The sequence below is a fragment of the Streptomyces kebangsaanensis genome (assembly GCF_001906585.1).
GTDB lineage: Bacteria > Actinomycetota > Actinomycetes > Streptomycetales > Streptomycetaceae > Streptomyces > Streptomyces kebangsaanensis.
On sequence record NZ_JUJA01000158.1, the window covers coordinates 136,597 to 154,374 of the forward strand.

The following is a 17,778-nucleotide window of genomic DNA, read 5'->3' on the forward strand; positions in this document are numbered from 1 at the left end:
GGGCCCGGCCGCCCGCGGGCCCCGCGACATGGGCGGCGGTCAGGAGAAGGCCACCGTCCAGCAGGAAGCCGGTCCCGAAGGTGCACCCGCCCTCCTCCGTGAGCCGGTAGACCTCCACCGCCCGTCCGGCGGCCGATGCCCGGGGGCCGATCACTGTCCGGGAATGCCAACCGCGTTACCGGAGACCTCCAGCGGACCGCCCGCCGGATCCTGCGGCGTGAGGGTGAGCCGTACGGAGTGCGTGGTGCGGTTCTCCCGGTTCTGCCGACCACCGGCCGACATCACGTAGAACTTGGCGCCCCCGCTGACCTCGGCTCCGCTCACCAGCTCCACCTGGAATTCCAGTTCCACCGGGCCGACCTCGAAGCGCAGGCTCCCGGGCGGCGCGAGCCGCCGGGCGGCCTCCAGTTGTGCCCGGAGCGATTCGATCGCCTCGGCGAGTTCCACCGCTGCCCCGCCCCCACCGTGCTCGGCCATGCCCCTCCTCCGTCCGCCTGCAAAACATCCCTACCCGCCACCAACCAGTCCTACCACTGCCACAATGCGCGCACGGGCACATAGGGAGATCCCACGGGAGGGGACTCATGGCGGCCGAAGGGCACCGGTTGGACGAGGGGGTCATCGAAGTCGCCGCGCGTCCGCCCGGCTCGTCCGGGTGGAAGATGGGCTCGGGCCGGCTGCTGCCCGGCGGCCACGTCCTGACTGCGGCCCATCTGGTGCTGGGACCCGGGACCGGTGAGACATGGGTGCGCTCGGTGGTGGTGGGCGACCGGAAGTGGTTGAAATGCCGTGTGGTGTACCGCCGTTACGTGCCGCGGGAACGGACCGCGCCCGGCCGGGACGCGGTGGACCTGGCGGTGCTGCACTGCACGGATCCGCGCCTGGCGAAGCTGCCCGGGCTGCCGCCGCACCGCTGGGGGCGGCTGGTCACCGAGCCCGGCCGGGCGCTGGTCTCGGCCACGGGCTTCCCCCGCGGTTCCACCGTGTTCGACCTCGACGGGAACCTCGCGTTCCGTGACACCGCGCAGATCGACGGTGTCATCAACACCGCACCGCCCGGCACGGGTTGGCGGGAGGTACGGGTAAGCGGCCCGGTGCCGGCGCCGCTCGACGTCACCGGCGACGAAGCGACGTCCCGGTGGAAGGGCATGTCCGGCTCGGGCGTGCTCTGCAACGGCCTGCTGGTGGGCGTGGTGGTGAGCGCCGAGCCCGAACCCGAGTCCGGTCGGCTGTTCGTCCAGGACCTCGCCCCGTTGTGGGACGACCCCGGCATGCGGGGCCTGCTGGAGCTGCCGCCCGAAGGGCCGCGCTCCGCCGAGCTCCAGCCGCTGCTCCACCCGCACACCGGGCACGCGATGGACTCACCGGTCTCCCTGCTCCGGCCGGAGGCGGGTGTGGTCCGCTTCCACGGCCGGTGCGGGGAACTCCGCGGGATCGCCGACTGGCGGGACGGGGAGCGGCACTCGGCGGTTCGTCTGATCACCGGGCCGGGCGGTCAGGGCAAGACCCGACTCGCCCTGGCGGCGGTCGAGGAGGCGCGCCGCGCCGGCTGGGCGGCGGGGTTCCTCGACGACCGTGCCGACCCGGAAGAGCTCCGCGCCTTCCTGTCCTCCCGTACGGTTCCGCTCCTTCTCGTCCTGGACTACGCCGAGGCCAGGACGGGTCAGGTGCGGTCCCTGTGCGAGACGCTGCACGCCGAACCGGGTCGGCCCCCGGCGCGGATCCTGCTGCTCGCCCGGAAGGGCGGCGAGTGGTGGACCACGCCCGCGCAGTACGCCCGTACCCACGGGCTGCTGGCGGACGGCCCCGACTCGCTCGGCCTGGCCGTCCTCGAACCGTCCCCCCGGGCACGCACCGACGCGGCCCGGCTCGCGGCACGCGACCTCGGCGAACGGCTGCGCGCGCTGCGCCCCGGTGCCGACCCGCTCGCCGCGCCCCTCCCCGACGTCACCGACGAGCGCTTCGCCGGTGCCCTGAACCTTCAGATGACGGTCCTGGTGGCACAGCTCCAGCACATCGACCCGGTACCGGCGGCCGACGGCGAACCGGACGAGGTGATCCTGCTCCTGCACGAGTACAGGCACTGGAGGAGGACAGCGGCCCGGTTCGGCCTCGGCAGTCTGCCCCGGAAGAAACTGAACCTGCTGGTGGCGGCCGCGACCCTGTGCGGGGCCGAGGACCAGGAGGAGGCCCTGGCCACCCTGGGGAGGCTGCCGCAGAACGACGTGGGTGCCGCCGACCGCACCGCCGCCGCCCGCTGGCTGGCCGACCTGTACCCGTCGGACGGGCGGTACTGGGGTGCCCTGCAGCCCGACCGGCTGGGCGAGTTCCTCGTGGGCAGCGTCCTGGCGGAGGAGCGGCAGCTGCTGGAGTGGCTGCTGCCCGCCGCCGACCGACGGCAGATCGAGTCGGCCTTCCACGTCCTCTCCCGCGCCGCACCGCACCAGGACCCGGTGGCGGAGCGGCTGCGCGACGTGGTGACACGGCACCCCGGGCGACTCGCCACACCCGCCGTGCGTATGGCCACGGAAGTGGCGGAGCCCGCCCCACTGCGCGAGGCGCTGGACGCCGTGCTCGAAGAGCTGGAGCAGCGGCCCCGGGCGGGGGTGTCGCTCGCGCGGGAACTGTACGAAGCCGTCCCCTTGCCGACGCTCGCGCTCGACCGGTGGGCCGCCGACCTCGCCGAGTTCCTCGTCCGTCTGGCCAGGAGCACCCCGGCGGACGACGACACCGCCGCCACCTCCGAACTCGCGGGCCGGCTCCACCGCTACGCCATACGGCTGGGCGAGATCGACCGGGCCGCACAGGCGCTGCCCGTCATCCGGGAGGCGATCGCGCTCCGGCGGGAACTGGCGGCCGGCGGCGCTCCCGACGCGCAAGCGGAACTCGCCCTCTCGCTCAACACCCGCACGGCTCTGCTCGCCGACACCGGGCACACGCAGGAGGCACTGGCGTCCGCACGGGAGGTGAACGAGCACTACCGCCGACTGAGCGAGCACGATCCGGAGCGTCATCTCCCCGACCTCGCCATGGCGGAGACCAACCTCGCCAACCAACTCCTCGACGCCGGCTCGCGGCTGGAGGCCGTCGCACCGGCCCGTAGCGCCCTGGAGCGTTACCGGAACCTGGCCGCGAGCGATCCGGCCCACGCGCCCGATCTCGCACTCGCCCACCACAACCTGGCGCACGCGCTGGCCTCGGCCGGCCGCAGAGCCGAAGCCGTCGAGGCGGCGGCGGAGGCCGTGGCCGCCTACCATGAGCTCGCCCGGAAGGTGCCCGACAGCCATCTCCTCGACCTCGCGGACGCGCTCGCGAACCTCGCCAACCAACTCCAGGAAGCCGGCCGTCACCACGAGGCCGAGGAGGCCATGGACGAAGCCCTGGTCATCCACCGCAAGCTCGCCGACCGCTCCCCGGCCCGGCATCTGCGGAACCTCGCCGCCGCCCTCTCCGATGCCGTGCAGGTCTTCCGGCACTGTGGAGACGGCACACGAGCGGTTTCCGCGGCCGAGGAGTCGGTCGGGCTGCTGCGGCCGGCGGCGGAGCGGCAGCCGCTCGTCCACCGGTTCTCACTGGGCGCGGCGCTGGTCGCCCTGGGCAACGCGTACGCGGACAAGAATCAGCCGGAAGACGCCGTGGCGGCCCTGGAGGAGGCGGTCCGGCTCTTCCGCGACGGCTTCCGAACACTGCCCGAGGCCTACCGCCCGCCACTGGCGGACGCGTTGTGCAACCTCGGCAACTATCTGGGGCATGCCGGACGGGACACCGAGGCCGTACGGATCGTCGAGAAGTCGATCACGCTGTTCCGAGAGCTGGTCCAGACGGAACCAGAGGTCCACACACCCCACTTGGCGATCGCCGTCGACGTGCTGGCCAACACGCTCACCGACCTCGGCGAGGAGGAAAAGGCGCTGCCGCGCTACCAGGAGGCGTACGAACTGCTCGTTCCGTTCGCGGAGAACGAGCCCGGCGCACATCTGGAGGAGCTGACCCGCGTCGGCACCAACTGGTCCTGCGCCCTGATCTCCCTGGACCGCTGGAGCGATCTTCTCGCCCTCACCGAACGCACCGTCGGACTGCTGCGCACGGCACCACAGGATCCGGCTCCGTACCGGGCGGCGCTGGCCGAGGTGCTCACCATGCACGGCATCGCGCTCAGGGCGCTGGACCGGCCGCATGACGCGGTCGACCCGTTCCGTACGGCGGTGTGGTTGTCGCAGCAGGTGTTCGAGGAGCGACCGGGTCATCTGCCGTTCCTGCTCCGTGCTCTGAGGCGCCTGGCCGACGCACTGTCCAATGTCGGCCGACGGCGCGAGGTCGCCGAGGTGACCTCCGAGGCCCTGGCCCTGCACCGGCACCCCGCCGCCGCCGGACTCCCGCCGGAAAGCCGGACCAAGGCGCTGATCACCCACACGGAAGCGTTGGTGGAGGCGGGTGAGCACCAAGGCCTGAAGTTCGCCGAGGAAGCCGTCGGCGCGTGCCGCGAACCGGCGCCGGACTCCCCCGAGGCCGAGCGACTGCTCTGCACAGCGCTGAGCTGGTACGCGTCGGCCCTGTCCCGGGAGGGGCTGCGACAGCCCGCGATCGAGGCGTGCGAGGAGGCGCTGCACCGCAACCGCGCGCTCGCCGCCGATGTGGAGGGCGACCCGGAAGCCGCGGCCGAGGCGTCCTCGTACGTGGCGTCGGCGGCGATAAACCTGGCCTGGGCACTGGTCGAGGCCGGCCCCGACCGGCACGCGATCGAACTCGCCGAGGAGGCGCTGCGGCTGCTCGGCTCCGGGGACGAGGACGATGACGCCCGGGAGGCCGAGGTGGCCACGGCGTTCGAGGTGATCGCCAGAGCGCACACCGGGCTCGGACAGGCGGACCGGGCACTCGGGCCCGCACTGCGTTCAGTGGACATCCATCGGCGCCTGGTGGAGGAGGCTCCGGAGGTGTACGCGCCGGCCCTGGCTCAGGCGCTGGGCCGGCACGCGCTCGCCCTGCACGCCGTGGGCCGCTCCCCTGAGGCGGCGGCCGCCGCGGACGAGGCGGTGACCCTGGCCCGCGGCCGCTTCGCCGAGGAGCCCACGGCTCACGCCTTCGACCTGGCCTCGGCGCTGATCGTCCAGGGCCGTGTACAGCCGGCCTCCCCCGCCATGGGCGAGGCGGCACGGATCGCGGCGCGGTACGGCTGGCATCGCCTCGCCGAAGAGGCCCGACAGGCGTAGCGGCACTCCGCCATGCCCTCCAGCGGGATCGTCCCGCGTACGACACGGGTGCGGACGCGAGCCCGGCAACCTGGGCTTCCGTGTTTCCCTGTCACAGTTCCCGCCCACAGCCTTGTCAGGGACATGCGTTGCTTCCTATAGTCCGCCTCAACCGGTGGGAGCGCTCCCATGAATGTGTGGGCGGGGCGCTCCTCTCTTCCCCCCGACGTCGCTCTCCCGAAGAGGCCCCCATGCGACTGTTGCCACACCGGATCGACCCCGCGCGCGGCCTGCTGGGCGCGCTGCTCGCGACCCTCGCCCTGATCGCCGCCGCCCTGGCGTCCGCCCCGGCGGCCCGGGCCGACACGCAGATCTGCGAAACCTTCGGAACGACCACCATCCAGGGCCGCTACGTCGTCCAGAACAACCGCTGGGGCACCGACGCCGCCCAGTGCATCACCGTCACGGACTCCGGCTTCCGGATCAACCGGGCCGACGGCTCGGTGCCCACCAACGGCGCCCCGAAGTCGTACCCGTCCGTCTACAACGGCTGCCACTACACCAACTGCTCGCCGGGTACGGCGCTTCCGGCCCGGCTCGACACCATCTCCAGTGCCCCCACCAGCATCTCGTACAGCTACGTCAGCGACGCGGTCTACGACGCCGCGTACGACATCTGGCTGGACCCGACGCCCCGCAAGGACGGCGTGAACCGGACCGAGATCATGATCTGGTTCAACAAGGTCGGGCCGGTCCAGCCGGTGGGCTCGCAGACCGGCACGGCCACGGTCGCCGGCCGTTCCTGGCAGGTGTGGTCCGGCAACAACGGCTCCAACAACGTGCTGTCCTTCGTCGCCCCGTCGGCGATCGGCAGCTGGAGCTTCGACGTGATGGACTTCGTCCGGCAGGCGGTCTCCCGCCAACTGGCCGCGGGTAACTGGTACCTGACGAGCATCCAGGCGGGCTTCGAGCCCTGGCAGAACGGTACGGGGCTCGCCGTGACGTCGTTCTCCTCGGAGATCCGCACGGGCGGCAGCGGCGGCGACAACGGTGGCGGCACCCCCGGCGGTCAGACCGCCTGCGCGGTGACGTACGCCACCAACGTCTGGTCGGGCGGATTCACCGCCGACGTCACGATCCGCAACACCGGTTCGGCGCCGGTGGACGGCTGGCGGCTCGCCTTCACCCTGCCCTCCGGGCAGCGCGTCACCAGCGCGTGGAACGCCACGGTGTCCCCGTCCTCGGGCGCCGTCACCGCGAGCGCCCTGGCGCACAACGCCCGGATAGCGCCGGGCGGCAGCCAGACGTTCGGCTTCCAGGGCAGCCACAGCGGCACGTTCGCCGCACCGGGCGCCTTCACCCTCAACGGCTCCGCCTGCACCACCGCCTGAGACGCACTCGACCCGAGACGCGCCCGACCCGAGGCGCACCTGCCCCGAGACGCACCCGCGCCGCACCGGTGACGCGCCGCCCACGACCGGGCGGCGCTCCCTCCGGGCGGCAGGCGCGAAAGGAAACGGAAGCAATCCCCCCACAGCAGGAAGGAAGGACCGAACGTGGCTCGACGCAGCAGACTCCTCTCGGTGGCGGCGGCCTTCGCCACCCTCCTCGCGGCACTGGGCCTGACCCTCCTCGGTCAGGGCCGCGCCGAGGCGCACGGCGTGGCGATGATGCCCGGCTCGCGCACCTACCTGTGCTACCTGGACGCCCGCACCGCCACCGGCAGCCTCGACGCGACGAACCCCGCCTGCCGGGACGCCCTGGCCAAGAGCGGTGCCACTCCCCTGTACAACTGGTTCGCCGTGCTCGACTCCAACGCCGGCGGCCGGGGATCCGGTTACGTGCCGGACGGCACCCTGTGCAGCGCGGGCAACCGCTCGCCGTACGACTTCTCCGCCTACAACGCCGCCCGCAGCGACTGGCCCCGGACGCACCTGACCTCGGGGGCCACGATGCAGGTCCAGTACAGCAACTGGGCCGCGCACCCGGGCGACTTCCGCGTCTACCTGACCAAGCCCGGCTGGTCGCCCACGTCCCAGCTGCGCTGGGCCGACCTGGATCTGATCCAGACGGTCACCAACCCGCCCCAGAAGGGCTCACCGGGCACCGACAGCGGCCACTACTACTGGGACCTGAAGCTGCCCTCCGGCCGCTCGGGTGACGCGCTGGTCTTCATCCAGTGGGTCCGGTCCGACAGCCAGGAGAACTTCTTCTCCTGCTCCGACATCGTCTTCGACGGCGGCCACGGCGAGGTGACCGGCATCCGGGGCTCCGGCTCGCCGACCCCGACGCCCACGCCCACGCCCACGCCGACCCCGACGGATCCGCACACCGGCACCTGCATGGCCATGTACACCGTGCAGAGCTCGTGGGGTGGCGGGTTCCAGGCTTCGGTGGAAGTGATGAACCACGGCACGGCACCGCTGAACGGCTGGGCGGTGACGTGGAAGCCCGGCGCCGGGACCAAGATCAACAACGCCTGGAACGGCTCCCTGACCACGGGCACCGACGGTGCGGTCACGGTCAGGAACGTCGACTACAACCGGACCGTCCCCCCTGACGGCAGTGTCACCTTCGGCTTCACCGCCACGTCCACGGGCAACGACTATCCGGTCGGTTCGATCACCTGCGACGCCTCCTGACGCCCACGGCGTCCGTCGCACACCGGGCGCGCCGGCACCCCGCCGGCGCGCCCGGACTCATCCCGAACGCACGGCGCCCCACCTCCGCCCGGACGACCTCGCACGGGCGGCCCGGCCGCGGCTCCGCACTCCACCGCTCGGAAACCGCGGCCACCATCACCAACCCGCGTCCGCCCTCACCGTCCTCCGGCTCCCGCGGCACGGGCAGCCGCTCGGCCCGCGCGTCGGCCGCCTCCACGCGGACGTCTTCGCCCTCCCCCGGCAACCGGACCCCGAGGCGTTCGCGGACCGGGTCATCCGTGTGCTCGGTGGGAGAGAACGGGCCGGCTGAGCGCCTGCACCTCCTCGTACGAGGGAGTCGTACCCTGCGGGGTGCGCCCGGCCGCGACGGCGGTCATCGTCTCCACGGCCGCGCCCAGCGCCCGCCGGTACAGCAGCGAGCCGAGGCTGATCCGGCGTACGCCGAGGTCGGCGAGGTGGGGGACGGCGGGACCGGCCGGGGAGTAGAGGACGTTGAGGGGGGTGGTGAGGTGCTTCACGAGGGCGTCGATCGACCGGGGTTCGGTCAGCCCGGGGACGAACACGCCGTCGGCGCCCGCCTGTTGGTAGAGCTCGAGACGGCGCAGCGTCTCCGTCTCGTCGCCGTATCCGTCGCCGTCACCGTCTCCGCCACCCAGCCAGTACGTGTCCGTGCGCGCGTTGACGAACAGGCCGGGTGCGGCGGACTTGACGGCGGCGATCTTCGCGGCGTGCCGGCCGGGCGGTCCGAGACCGTCCTCCAGATTGATGCCGACCGCCCCCGCCACCCACAACTGTCGGGCGAACTCGGCCACTTCGTCCGGATCGTCGCTGAACCCGCCCTCCGCGTCGACGGAGAGCAGGAAGGGCTGCGAACCCAGGGCGAGGGCGAGCCGGAGGGTGTCGTCCCGGGTCGCGGCGGCGCCGTCGGGCAGTCCGGCGGAGGCGGCGACGCCGAGGCTGGTGGTGCCGACGGCCGGGAAGCCGCGGGCGGCGAGGGCCAGGGCGGAGGCGTGGTCCCAGGCGTTCGGCAGCAGCAGGGGCGCGTCGGCGTGGTGGAGGTCGGCGAAGGCGGTCACGACAGGTCACCCACGGCGTCGGCGTAGTACGCGGATTCGGCGAGGTGGCGGGCGAGTCCACGGAAGCTCCAGCCCTCGCCCGGCGAGTGGTCGAGCTGTTCGTCGGTGAGCGCGTCCAGGCGGTTGGCCCAGATGCGGGCCAACCGGGTCAGACGACTGCGGGCCTCGTCGAGGTCCTCGGCGGTGAAGGGTGCGCGGTCGGCCCCGGTCGTGATCGTGGAGGCGTGCCAGCGGTCGGGACGGGGCTCCTCGCCGGCCAGCCGCGCCTCCAGCTCGGCCAGGTGGTCGATCATGTGGTCGGCGACGCGGCGGATCGCCTTGTGCGGGGTGTACGCACGGTCGTCGACGCGGGCCGGCGCACCGTCCCAGGCGGTCCAGGTGGCGGCCAGGCCGAGCACGTGGTCGACCATGGTGGTGACGGCCGCGGCGGGCGTCTCGTAGGCGGTCTCGCTCATACCGCCCACGCTAGGGGCGGGTTGTTTCGGTACCGGCCGAACCGTCCCGCTCAGCCTGTCCGTTCACCCTTGCCGCGCTCCACGCAGAACTCGTTTCCCTCCGGGTCGGCGAGCACCGCCCAGCCCGTGCCGTCCGGGTTGCGGCGGTCGGCGACCAGCGTCGCGCCGAGGCCCAGCAGCCGTTCCACCTCCTCGTCGCGGGTGCGGTCCTGCGGCTGGAGGTCGAGGTGCACGCGGTTCTTGACGGTCTTGGCGTCCGGCACGGTCACGAAGAGCAGACCGGCGCCCTCGATCAACACCTCCTCGTCGCCCGGCTCGTCGTCCTCGTGCACGGGCAGGTCCAGAACACGGGACCAGAAGCCGGCCAGTGCGTACGCGTCGGAGCAGTCGATCGTCATGTGGCGGATGGCGGAAGTCATACGCGCATGGTGGCAGAGTCCGCCCGCGGCCCAGAAGCGAATAAAACGGCGGGCCCCGGCGCCCGGTGGACTAGCCGGGGAGCATGGCGCGTCGTCCGGGGGCGGCGGAGGACTGCACGGTCATGCCGCCGTCGACGACCAGGAGTTGCCCGGTGAGGTAGCGGGACTCGTCGGAGGCCAGGAACACCATGGTGTGGCCGATGTCCTCGGGCGAGCCGAGGTACGGCAGGGCGTTGCCCCTCTTGAGGGCTTCGACGACGTCTTCGGGCAGGTTGTTCTCCAGGGCGGGGGTCATGACCGCGCCGGGGGCGACGGCGTTGCAGCGCACGCGCTGGGGACCGTACTGGACGGCGGTCGACTTCGTGAGGCTGACGACGGCCGCCTTGACGGCGCCGTAGGAGGTCTGCAGGACGTCGCCGACGAGTGCGGCGACGGAGGCCGTGTTGATGATGGACCCGCCGCCGGCGCGGATCATGTGGGGCACCGCGTGCCGGGAGCCCAGGAGGGCACTGCGCACGTTGAGGGCGACGGCCCGGTCGAACTCGTCCATGTCCATGCGCAGCAGGTCCAGGTCCTTGCGCGGGTCGGTTCCGCCGACGTGGTTGCAGAGCACGTGCAGGGCGCCGAACTCGGCGACGGCCGCGGCGACCATGTCCGCGATCGAGCCTTCGTCGGTGACGTCCACGGTGACGGGCAGCGCCCGGCCGCCGGCCGCCTCGATGGTCCGGGCGGTCTCCTCGGCGCCCTCGGTGTCGTAGTCGGCGACCACGACCCGGGCGCCCTGCCGGCTCATCAGTTCGGCGGCGGACCGTCCGATGCCGCTGCCCGCGCCGGTGATGACCGCGACCTTGTCCTTGAGGCGTTCCATGGGGGTGTCCTTCCGTCGGCGCAGCACCATGTGCACCATGCACATAATGTGCACGATACATACGATGTGCATCATGCACAAAAGCTCGTCGATCAGCCTCCGGGCCCGCGGCGGGCATGCGCCATGATGAGGGGGAGTCGAGGCGGAAGAGGACCAGCGACATGACTGAGCAAGAGCGCCGGCTGGGTGACCTGGAGCGGGAGCTGACCCTGCTGTCCCGGCACTTCGTCGCCTCGCGCGGTCCCCGCATCGGCCAGAGCCTGGAACGCTCGGCCTACGTCCTGCTCACCCGCCTGGAGACCGGCGAGCCGCCCACGCTCAAGGAGCTGGCGCACACCTTCCAGGTCGACATCTCGACGATCAACCGTCAGGTCAGCGCCATGCTCCGCAGCGGTCTCGTCGAACGCATCCCCGACCCCGACGGGGGCATGGCCCGCAGGTTCCGCCCCACCGCGCTGGGTTTGGAGCGGCTGGAGGCCGATCGTGAGATCAGCCGTGCGGGGGCCCGGCGCCTCATCGAGGCGTCCGGCTGGACGGACCGGAGGACCGAGCAGTTCCTCACCCTGCTGATCGAGTTCAACCAGGGCATCGAACGGCTCGAAGGGCTCGCCTGGTCCCGTTCGGGCGCGGCGGGCGAGACGGGCGAGGCGGAGGCCCCCCGGCCGCGGACCGACCCGAGCGGTGCCGGCCGATGAACCCGCGCCGCGCCGTGACCGGCGACTTCGCCGCCGCCCTGGCCGCGGGCCCGCTCGTGCTCGACGGAGGATTGTCCAACCAGCTCGAGTCGGCCGGGCACGACCTGGGTGACGAGCTGTGGTCGGCGCGGCTGCTGGCCGAGCGGCCCGAGGCGATCACCCGGGCGCACCTCGCCTACTTCGAGGCGGGGGCCGACGTGGCGATCACCGCGAGTTACCAGGCCACGTTCGAGGGGTTCGGGAAACGTGGCATCGGACGCGGACCGGCGGCCGAACTCATCGCGCTGAGCGTGGAGTTGGCCCGTGAGGCGGCGCGGCGGGCGCACGCCGCGGGCGTCTCCCGGCCGCTGTGGGCGGCCGCGTCGGCGGGGCCGTACGGGGCGATGCTCGCGGACGGCTCCGAGTACCGGGGGCGCTACGGGCTCACCGTCGAGGAGCTGGAGCGGTTCCACCGGCCCCGGCTGGAGGTGCTGGCCGCCGCCCGGCCCGACGTGCTGGCGCTGGAGACGGTGCCCGACACGGACGAGGCGCGGGCGCTGCTGCGGGCGGTGCGCGGGCTGGGGGTGCCCGCCTGGCTGTCGTACAGCGTCGCCGGGGGCCGCACCCGCGCCGGGCAGCCGCTGGAGGAGGCGTTCGCCCTGGCCGCCGACGCCGACGAGGTGATCGCGGTCGGCGTGAACTGCTGTGCTCCCGGCGACGCGGCCGCCGCGGTGAGGACGGCCGCCCGGGTCACCGGCAAGCCGGTCGTGGTCTACCCCAACAGCGGTGAGTCCTGGGACGCCGGGAGCCGGACGTGGGCCGGCCGCTCCACCTTCGGTCCCGAGCGGGTCCGGGTCTGGCGCGCCGCCGGCGCCCGGCTGATCGGCGGCTGCTGCCGGGTGGGGCCGGAGGGGATCGCGCAGGTCGCCCGGGTCCTGTCGGCGGCGCGGTAGCCGTCCCGCGGCCACCGCGCCCTGGTGCGTCAGCGGCCGCTCACTCCGCCCGCCCGCCGCAGTCGCCGTACCGCCGCGCGGAGGTCCGCCGTGCGGGCGCGGGTGCCCTCGGGCGGGGGCGGCGGCTCCGGGACGGGGGCGGTGCCGATCGTCCAGAGGGCGAGTTCGGCGTCGCGCGGGCCGTGGACGGTGTGCGGGGGGCCGTCGCCGAAGACGCGTACCGGATGGGTGGCGTCCCAGGGCTGCCAGCCCGGGTCGCCGTCGGTGGCGAAGCGGACCCAGGCGGCGTGCATGGCGTCGGCCAGCTCCCGCGGGGCGCCCTCGCCGGCGAGCTTGCGGGAGTCCGGGAGGTCGCCGGAGTCGAAGACGAAGCCCAGCTCCAGGGCGTGGCAGGCGCCGAGGTCGGGCAACTGCGAGGGCCAGGCGAACTCGTAGACGTACGACGAGCCCGGGCGGGCGTCGGCCAGGCGGTGCAGCGGGCGGCGCAGCAGGTGGTCGGTGACCAGCTGGCCGACGAGCTCGGCGGGGCCGGCCCCGGGAAGCAGGGCGCGGTAGCCGCGGACCACCTCGTGCCCGCAGTGGCAGCGGGCCATCGCGCCGGCCGGCGCGACCGGGCCGAGCCGGTCGACGCGCTCCAGCAGGCCGCCGGGGACCAGCCACAGCCGGTACTCGTCGCGGGTCCAGCCCATGAGGAGGTCGGCGCCGCGTGCCACGTCCCCCTCCACCAGCGCCTGGAGCGGGTCGCGCGGCACGAGGTCGCCGTCGACGACGATGCCGAAGGCGGGGCCGCCGAGGACCGGGCTGCTGAGCCGGCCGACCTCGGCCTGGGTGCGCAGCAGCAGGTCCCGGTCGACGGCGGCGAACGCCTCGGCGGTGGCGGGCACCTTCAGCCGGGCCGCCATGCGCCGCACCATCCGCCGCACCTTGTCGCGGTCGGAGGCCTCCGGCGGCCCGCTCTGCAGGACGGCCCGCCGGAACAGGCCCTGGGCCTGCGGGGCGGCGATCAGGGCGCCGATGCTGATGGCCCCGGCCGACTGGCCGGCCAGGGTGATCCGGTCGGGGTCGCCGCCGAAGGCCCCGACCGACTCGTGGACCCAGCGCAGGGCGGCGAGCTGGTCGCGCAGGCCGGGGTTGGCGGGGGCGTCCGGGAACAGTCCGTAGCCCTCCACGCCCAGCCGGTAGTTGACGGAGACGAGGACGACGCCGTCACGGGCGAAGGTGTGCCCGTCGTACACGGGGACGGCCGAGGAGCCGCGGGTCAGCGCGCCGCCGTGCAGCCACACCACGACGGGGAGCCGGGCGCCCGGGTCCGGGCCGGGCGTCCACACGTTGAGGTTGAGGCAGTCGTCGCCGGGGACGAACGGGTCGGACAGGTACTGCGCGAAGGCCTCCGAGTACGGCGGTTTCGGCGCGGTGGGGCCGAAGGAGCCCGCGTCGCGCACGCCGTCCCAGGGCTCGGGCGGCACCGGGGGCCGGAACCGCCGGGGGCCGAAGGGGGGTGCGGCGTACGGGATGCCGCGGAACACGGCCACCCCGTGCTCGTGTCTGCCGCGCACCGCCCCGTAGGGGGTCGCGACCACGGGGCCCGTCCGGTCCGCCGTCATACGCCCACCAGCCCTTCGCCGCGCTCGCCGCGCTCGCCGCGCTCGCCGTCCGGCCGTCCGGCCGTCCCGTCATCCCGTCATACGGCCATCGGGTAATACCGGAGCGCTCCATCGTCCCCCGGTATTCCGGTGCACGGCCCGCGGACACCGCTGTTCGGACGCCGGGGCGGGAACGGGGCGGGGACGGGACGGGTACGGCAGGCCGGGCGGCTACCGCCCCGCAGGCCCCGCCGCCCAGTCGGTCCCGCCGCGCAGATGGGCGAGGAAGTCCGGGTCCGTGTACGCCTCGGAGGCGTGGCCGAGGGCGGTGTAGAACACGCGGCCCCGGCCCTGTTCACGGCACCACACCAGGGGGTGGTCGGCGCCCATGCCGCCGCCGCGGTACGACGACTCGTCGGCGCGGGCCAGGACCCGTACCGTGCCGCGCGGGTTGGTGCGGAAGTCGTACCACTCGTCGGTGAAGGGCCACACGGCGGGCAGGTGCCGGGTGGCCGGATGGCCGTGGTCCTCGACCAGGACCCGGCCGGGCTGGTACTCGGGGTGCCGGGCGAACCGGGCGCCGAGCAGTTCGCCGTAGTACGGCCAGTCGTACTCGGTGCAGGCGGCCGCGTGCACACCGACGAACCCGCCGCCCCGCTCCACGTACGCCGCGAGCCGTTCCCGTCCGGCCGGGGTGAGCACCTCGCCGCTGGTGGAGAGGAAGACGACGGCGGCGTACGGCTCCAGGGGCCGTTCGAGGGCCGCGGGGTCCTCGGTGTGCTCGGCCTCGAACCCGTCGAAGGCGCGCAGGGCGGCCACGGCGTCCGGGATGGAGTCGTGGCGGTAGCCGGTGGTGCGGGTGTGGACGAGGAGTCGGCGGGCCATGGCGCACGACCCTACGCGGCCGGACCCGTGCGGGACCCGATCGGGTCCGTGTCCGATTCCTTCAAGACCGGCCGTCGCGGCCGTGTCTACCGTGACCGCATGACTCCACGATTCGCCGTGATCGGTCTGGTCGTCTCCGACCTGGCCGCGTCGCTCGCCTTCTACCGCCGGCTCGGGCTCGTCCTCCCCGAGGGGGCCGAGCGGCAGCCGCACGTCGAGGCCGAGCTGCCCGGCGGGCTGACGCTCGCGCTGGACACCGAGGACACCATCCGCTCCTTCCACCCCGCCTGGCGGCCGCCGGCCGGGGGCGGCCGGGTCTCGCTCGCCTTCCGCTGCGGGACACCCGCCGAGGTGGACGCCGTGTACGAGGACCTGGTCGGCGCCGGGTACCACGGGGAGCTCAAGCCGTGGGACGCCTTCTGGGGCCAGCGGTACGCCGTCGTGCACGACCCGGACGGCAACGGCGTCGACCTGTTCGCGCCGCTACCCGAGAGCGAGTAGGCCGCTCAGCGGCATCCCGGCCAGCTCCCGCACGTCACGGGCCAGGTGGGCCTGGTCGGCGAAGCCCGCGCGGGCCGCGGTCTCGGCGAACGGCACCCCCGCGCGGGCCAGCGCGAGCGCCCGCTGCAGGCGCAGCACACGGGCCAGCGTCTTGGGGCCGTAGCCGAAGGCGGCCAGCGAGCGGCGGTGCAACTGACGGGCGCCGAGACCGAGTTCGTCGGCGGTGGCGCCCACCGGGCGGCCCGCGTCCAGTGCCGCGACGAGGTGCCGCAGCAGCGGGTCGGGCGGGCCGGTCACGGCCGCCCGCTCCAGGGCCACCTCCTCGAGTACGGCGGCCGGGTCCCGCGCCGCGTCCAGCCGTGCGCGCAGCCGCCGGACCGGTGCGGCGGGCCACAGCTCGGCCAGCTCGACGCGGCGGTCGCGCAGCTCGTGGGCGGGCACGCCGAGGCAGCCGGGCGCCGTGCCGGGGAAGAACCGCAGGCCGGCCCAGTGCGCGGGTGGCCCCGAGGGGTCGTACGCCCGTGTGTCGGGCCCGGCGACCAGCAGCCGCCCCTCGCTCCACAGCAGGTCCATGCAGCCGTCGGGCAGCACGGGCAGGACCGCCCCGGCCCCGGATCCCGCCGGGACCGGGGCTTTCGTCCACACCACCGCGCCGGGCAGCCGGGAGGGGCGTTCCGCGTACCCCGACGCGCGCACGGCCGTCTCGACAGCCACGCCCGCAAGGCTACGGCCTCGTCGGCCCTGTCCTCACAGACGGCTGATCAGGAACTGGGTGGCCAGGCTGGTGGCGGTCACCACCAGCCACAGGCAGCCGCCGAGGAGCAGCGGTGCGGGGCCGGTGCGTCGCAGCCGGGCGGGTTCGGTGGACAGGCCGATCGCGGACAGGGCGACGGTGATCAGGAACACGGCGAGTGTGCTGAGCGGGCCGTGGGCGGCGGACGGGACGAGACCGGCGGTGTTGGCCGCGGCCAGGACGAGGAAGCCGACGAGGAACCAGGGGACCAGCCGGCCGACGCGCACCGGGCCGGGGTTGCCGGCCGGGCCGGCCATGTCGGCCGTGCCGGCCGCTGTCCGCGCGCGGCGGCGGGCGAGGGCGGCGAGGCCCAGGCAGATGGGGATGATCAGCAGGGTGCGGGCCAGCTTGACCACGACCGCCTGGTCCGCCGCCGCGCCGCCGTACGTGGTGGCGGCGGCGACGACCGACGACATGTCGTTGACGGCGGTGCCCGCGAAGAGGCCGAAGGAGTGCTGGCTCATGTCCAGCAGGTGTCCGAGGGCCGGGAAGGTCAGGACCGCGGCGATGTTGAAGACGAAGATCGTGGAGACCGCGTACGCCACCTCGGCCCCCGCCGCGCCGATGACCGGCGTGACCGCCGCGATCGCCGAGGCGCCGCATATGCCGGTGCCGACACCGATCAGGGTACGCAGGTCACCTGCGATGCCCAGGCGGCGTCCGATCCAGTACGCGGCGGCCAGGCAGGCGGCGAGGGTGACGATCATCACCGGCAGCGAGCCGACGCCGACCCGCAGCACCTGGCCCAGGGACAGCTGTGCGCCCAGGACGACCACCGCGGCCTGGAGCACCCCGCGTCCGGCGAACGCGATCCCCGGCCGCAGCCGCGCCCCGGGCCGTACGACGACCGCGACCAGCACCCCGAGCACGATCCCGGCCACCGGTCCGCCGACCAGCGGGGCCAGCCGGCCCAGCGCGGTGGCGACGACGGCGATGCCGACGGCGAGGGCCAGGCCGGGGAGGCGGCCCGTGTCGGCGGGACGCGCGGGGGCGTCGGGGCCGGCGAGGGGTGTGGCGTCGGCGGGGCGTACGGGGTCGGCCGCGCGGGCCCGGCCGGAGCGTGCGTCGTTCATGATCACCACTCTGGGCGTCGGCGCCCGGCCGCTGTAGCCCTTGTCTGAGCAGGAGCTCATAGCGGAACGCTATGAGTCGCTCATACGCTTCGGCTGTGACAGAACGACCCGCGCCCGTGCCGTCCCGGACCGCCGCTCTTCCGCTCCGCACCCCCGACCTGGAGTCGCTGCGGCTCCTGGTCCTGGTCGCCGACCTGGGGAGCCTGGGCCGGGCCGCCGAGCGGCTGCGGATCTCGCAGCCGTCCGCCAGCCGCCGGCTGTCCACGCTGGAGCGCGGTCTGGGGCTGGTGCTCGTCGACCGCACCCGCCGCGGCTCCCGGCTCACGCTCGCCGGGCAGGTCGTCGCGGGGCACGCCCGGCGGGTCCTGGACGAGCTGGACGAGCTGCTCGCCGGGGCCGAGAGGCTGCGCGCCCGGCGGGAGGCGGAGCTGCGCGTCGCGGCGAGCCTGACCATCGCGGAGTACCTGCTGCCGGTCTGGATCAGCGAGCTGCGGGGCCGCCGGCCCGAGCTGTACATCGGACTGCAGGTGACCAACAGCGAGCACGTGCCCGAGCTGGTCGAGTCGGGAGAGGCCGACGTCGGGTTCATCGAGGGGCCGCACCTGGCGCGCGTGATGTCGACGCGGCAGGTGGCCGAGGACCGGCT

16 protein-coding genes are annotated in these 17,778 nt (G+C 74.0%); 7 read left to right on the forward strand and 9 right to left on the reverse strand.

Features of this window, described 5'->3' with window-relative positions; translation table 11 throughout:
* Positions 1 to 150: 150 nt before the first annotated feature.
* Positions 151 to 477 (reverse strand): trypco2 family protein, encoded by a 327-nt coding sequence (locus tag RH94_RS29165; protein ID WP_073951338.1) that lies wholly within the window; start codon positions 475 to 477, stop codon positions 151 to 153.
* A gap of 107 nt (positions 478 to 584) precedes the next feature.
* On the opposite strand from RH94_RS29165, the gene RH94_RS29170 reads away from it, so the two are divergent.
* The 3 genes from RH94_RS29170 to RH94_RS29180 all read left to right on the forward strand — a co-directional run bounded on the left by RH94_RS29170 (position 585) and on the right by RH94_RS29180 (position 7,831).
* Positions 585 to 5,210 (forward strand): tetratricopeptide repeat protein, encoded by a 4,626-nt coding sequence (locus tag RH94_RS29170; protein ID WP_073951339.1) that lies wholly within the window; start codon positions 585 to 587, stop codon positions 5,208 to 5,210.
* A 230-nt stretch (positions 5,211 to 5,440) separates the two neighbouring features.
* The gene (locus tag RH94_RS29175; protein ID WP_073951340.1) at positions 5,441 to 6,580 is read left to right on the forward strand and encodes a GH12 family glycosyl hydrolase domain-containing protein; all 1,140 of its coding nucleotides are present in this window, start codon (positions 5,441 to 5,443) and stop codon (positions 6,578 to 6,580) included.
* A 165-nt stretch (positions 6,581 to 6,745) separates the two neighbouring features.
* On the forward strand, positions 6,746 to 7,831 hold the full coding sequence (locus RH94_RS29180; protein WP_073951341.1) for a lytic polysaccharide monooxygenase auxiliary activity family 9 protein: 1,086 nt from the start codon (positions 6,746 to 6,748) through the stop codon (positions 7,829 to 7,831).
* Between the two features lie 293 nt (positions 7,832 to 8,124).
* Here the strand turns inward: RH94_RS29180 and RH94_RS29190 are convergent, their stop codons facing one another.
* From RH94_RS29190 to RH94_RS29205, 4 genes are all read right to left on the reverse strand, one after another.
* A complete protein-coding gene (locus RH94_RS29190) occupies positions 8,125 to 8,928 on the reverse strand; it encodes an isocitrate lyase/PEP mutase family protein (RefSeq protein ID WP_073951343.1) in 804 nt (267 codons plus the stop codon).
* Positions 8,925 to 9,383: a hypothetical protein gene (locus RH94_RS29195; protein WP_073951344.1), complete on the reverse strand. Its 459-nt coding sequence runs from the start codon at positions 9,381 to 9,383 to the stop codon at positions 8,925 to 8,927. Before RH94_RS29195 ends, RH94_RS29190 begins: the two co-directional genes overlap by 4 nt.
* Positions 9,384 to 9,433: 50 nt before the next feature.
* A complete protein-coding gene (locus tag RH94_RS29200; protein WP_073951345.1) occupies positions 9,434 to 9,802 on the reverse strand; it encodes a VOC family protein in 369 nt (122 codons plus the stop codon).
* Between the two features lie 70 nt (positions 9,803 to 9,872).
* Complete coding sequence (locus RH94_RS29205) at positions 9,873 to 10,670, reverse strand: SDR family NAD(P)-dependent oxidoreductase (protein WP_073951422.1); 798 nt, start codon at positions 10,668 to 10,670, stop codon at positions 9,873 to 9,875.
* Positions 10,671 to 10,831: 161 nt separating this feature from the next.
* Between RH94_RS29205 and RH94_RS29210 the strand changes: the two genes are divergently transcribed.
* Positions 10,832 to 11,365, forward strand: a complete 534-nt coding sequence (locus RH94_RS29210; protein WP_079189234.1) for a MarR family winged helix-turn-helix transcriptional regulator — start codon at positions 10,832 to 10,834, stop codon at positions 11,363 to 11,365.
* Positions 11,362 to 12,297, forward strand: a complete 936-nt coding sequence (mmuM, locus tag RH94_RS29215) for a homocysteine S-methyltransferase (protein WP_073951346.1) — start codon at positions 11,362 to 11,364, stop codon at positions 12,295 to 12,297. Before RH94_RS29210 ends, mmuM begins: the two co-directional genes overlap by 4 nt.
* 29 nt (positions 12,298 to 12,326) lie before the next feature.
* Here the strand turns inward: mmuM and RH94_RS29220 are convergent, their stop codons facing one another.
* Both RH94_RS29220 and RH94_RS29225 read right to left on the reverse strand, forming a co-directional pair.
* Positions 12,327 to 13,901: a carboxylesterase/lipase family protein gene (locus RH94_RS29220; RefSeq protein WP_199881084.1), complete on the reverse strand. Its 1,575-nt coding sequence runs from the start codon at positions 13,899 to 13,901 to the stop codon at positions 12,327 to 12,329.
* A gap of 210 nt (positions 13,902 to 14,111) precedes the next feature.
* Positions 14,112 to 14,765 (reverse strand): ThuA domain-containing protein, encoded by a 654-nt coding sequence (locus tag RH94_RS29225; protein ID WP_073951347.1) that lies wholly within the window; start codon positions 14,763 to 14,765, stop codon positions 14,112 to 14,114.
* Positions 14,766 to 14,864: 99 nt separating this feature from the next.
* Here RH94_RS29225 and RH94_RS29230 point away from each other — a divergent pair, with 99 nt between their 5' ends.
* Positions 14,865 to 15,266, forward strand: coding sequence for a VOC family protein (locus tag RH94_RS29230; RefSeq protein ID WP_073951424.1), 402 nt, complete (start codon positions 14,865 to 14,867; stop codon positions 15,264 to 15,266).
* Here the strand turns inward: RH94_RS29230 and RH94_RS29235 are convergent.
* A complete protein-coding gene (locus RH94_RS29235; protein WP_079189235.1) occupies positions 15,249 to 15,980 on the reverse strand; it encodes a helix-turn-helix transcriptional regulator in 732 nt (243 codons plus the stop codon). The genes RH94_RS29230 and RH94_RS29235 overlap by 18 nt on opposite strands.
* A gap of 33 nt (positions 15,981 to 16,013) precedes the next feature.
* A complete protein-coding gene (locus tag RH94_RS29240; RefSeq protein ID WP_073951348.1) occupies positions 16,014 to 17,192 on the reverse strand; it encodes a YeiH family protein in 1,179 nt (392 codons plus the stop codon).
* Positions 17,193 to 17,203: 11 nt separating this feature from the next.
* Here RH94_RS29240 and RH94_RS44960 point away from each other — a divergent pair.
* Positions 17,204 to 17,778: LysR family transcriptional regulator (locus RH94_RS44960; protein ID WP_407697371.1), on the forward strand; the 575-nt coding region annotated here is incomplete at its 3' end.

Coding starts and splice junctions, on each gene's coding strand:
- RH94_RS29165 (WP_073951338.1), bottom strand. CDS start 477: ATGGCCGAGCACGGTGGGGGCGGGGCAGCGGTGGAACTCGCCGAGGCG.
- RH94_RS29170 (WP_073951339.1), top strand. CDS start 585: ATGGCGGCCGAAGGGCACCGGTTGGACGAGGGGGTCATCGAAGTCGCC.
- RH94_RS29175 (WP_073951340.1), top strand. CDS start 5,441: ATGCGACTGTTGCCACACCGGATCGACCCCGCGCGCGGCCTGCTGGGC.
- RH94_RS29195 (WP_073951344.1), bottom strand. CDS start 9,383: ATGAGCGAGACCGCCTACGAGACGCCCGCCGCGGCCGTCACCACCATG.
- RH94_RS29200 (WP_073951345.1), bottom strand. CDS start 9,802: ATGACTTCCGCCATCCGCCACATGACGATCGACTGCTCCGACGCGTAC.
- RH94_RS29205 (WP_073951422.1), bottom strand. CDS start 10,670: ATGGAACGCCTCAAGGACAAGGTCGCGGTCATCACCGGCGCGGGCAGC.
- RH94_RS29210 (WP_079189234.1), top strand. CDS start 10,832: ATGACTGAGCAAGAGCGCCGGCTGGGTGACCTGGAGCGGGAGCTGACC.
- mmuM (WP_073951346.1), top strand. CDS start 11,362: ATGAACCCGCGCCGCGCCGTGACCGGCGACTTCGCCGCCGCCCTGGCC.
- RH94_RS29220 (WP_199881084.1), bottom strand. CDS start 13,901: ATGACGGCGGACCGGACGGGCCCCGTGGTCGCGACCCCCTACGGGGCG.
- RH94_RS29225 (WP_073951347.1), bottom strand. CDS start 14,765: ATGGCCCGCCGACTCCTCGTCCACACCCGCACCACCGGCTACCGCCAC.
- RH94_RS29230 (WP_073951424.1), top strand. CDS start 14,865: ATGACTCCACGATTCGCCGTGATCGGTCTGGTCGTCTCCGACCTGGCC.
- RH94_RS29240 (WP_073951348.1), bottom strand. CDS start 17,192: ATGAGCTCCTGCTCAGACAAGGGCTACAGCGGCCGGGCGCCGACGCCC.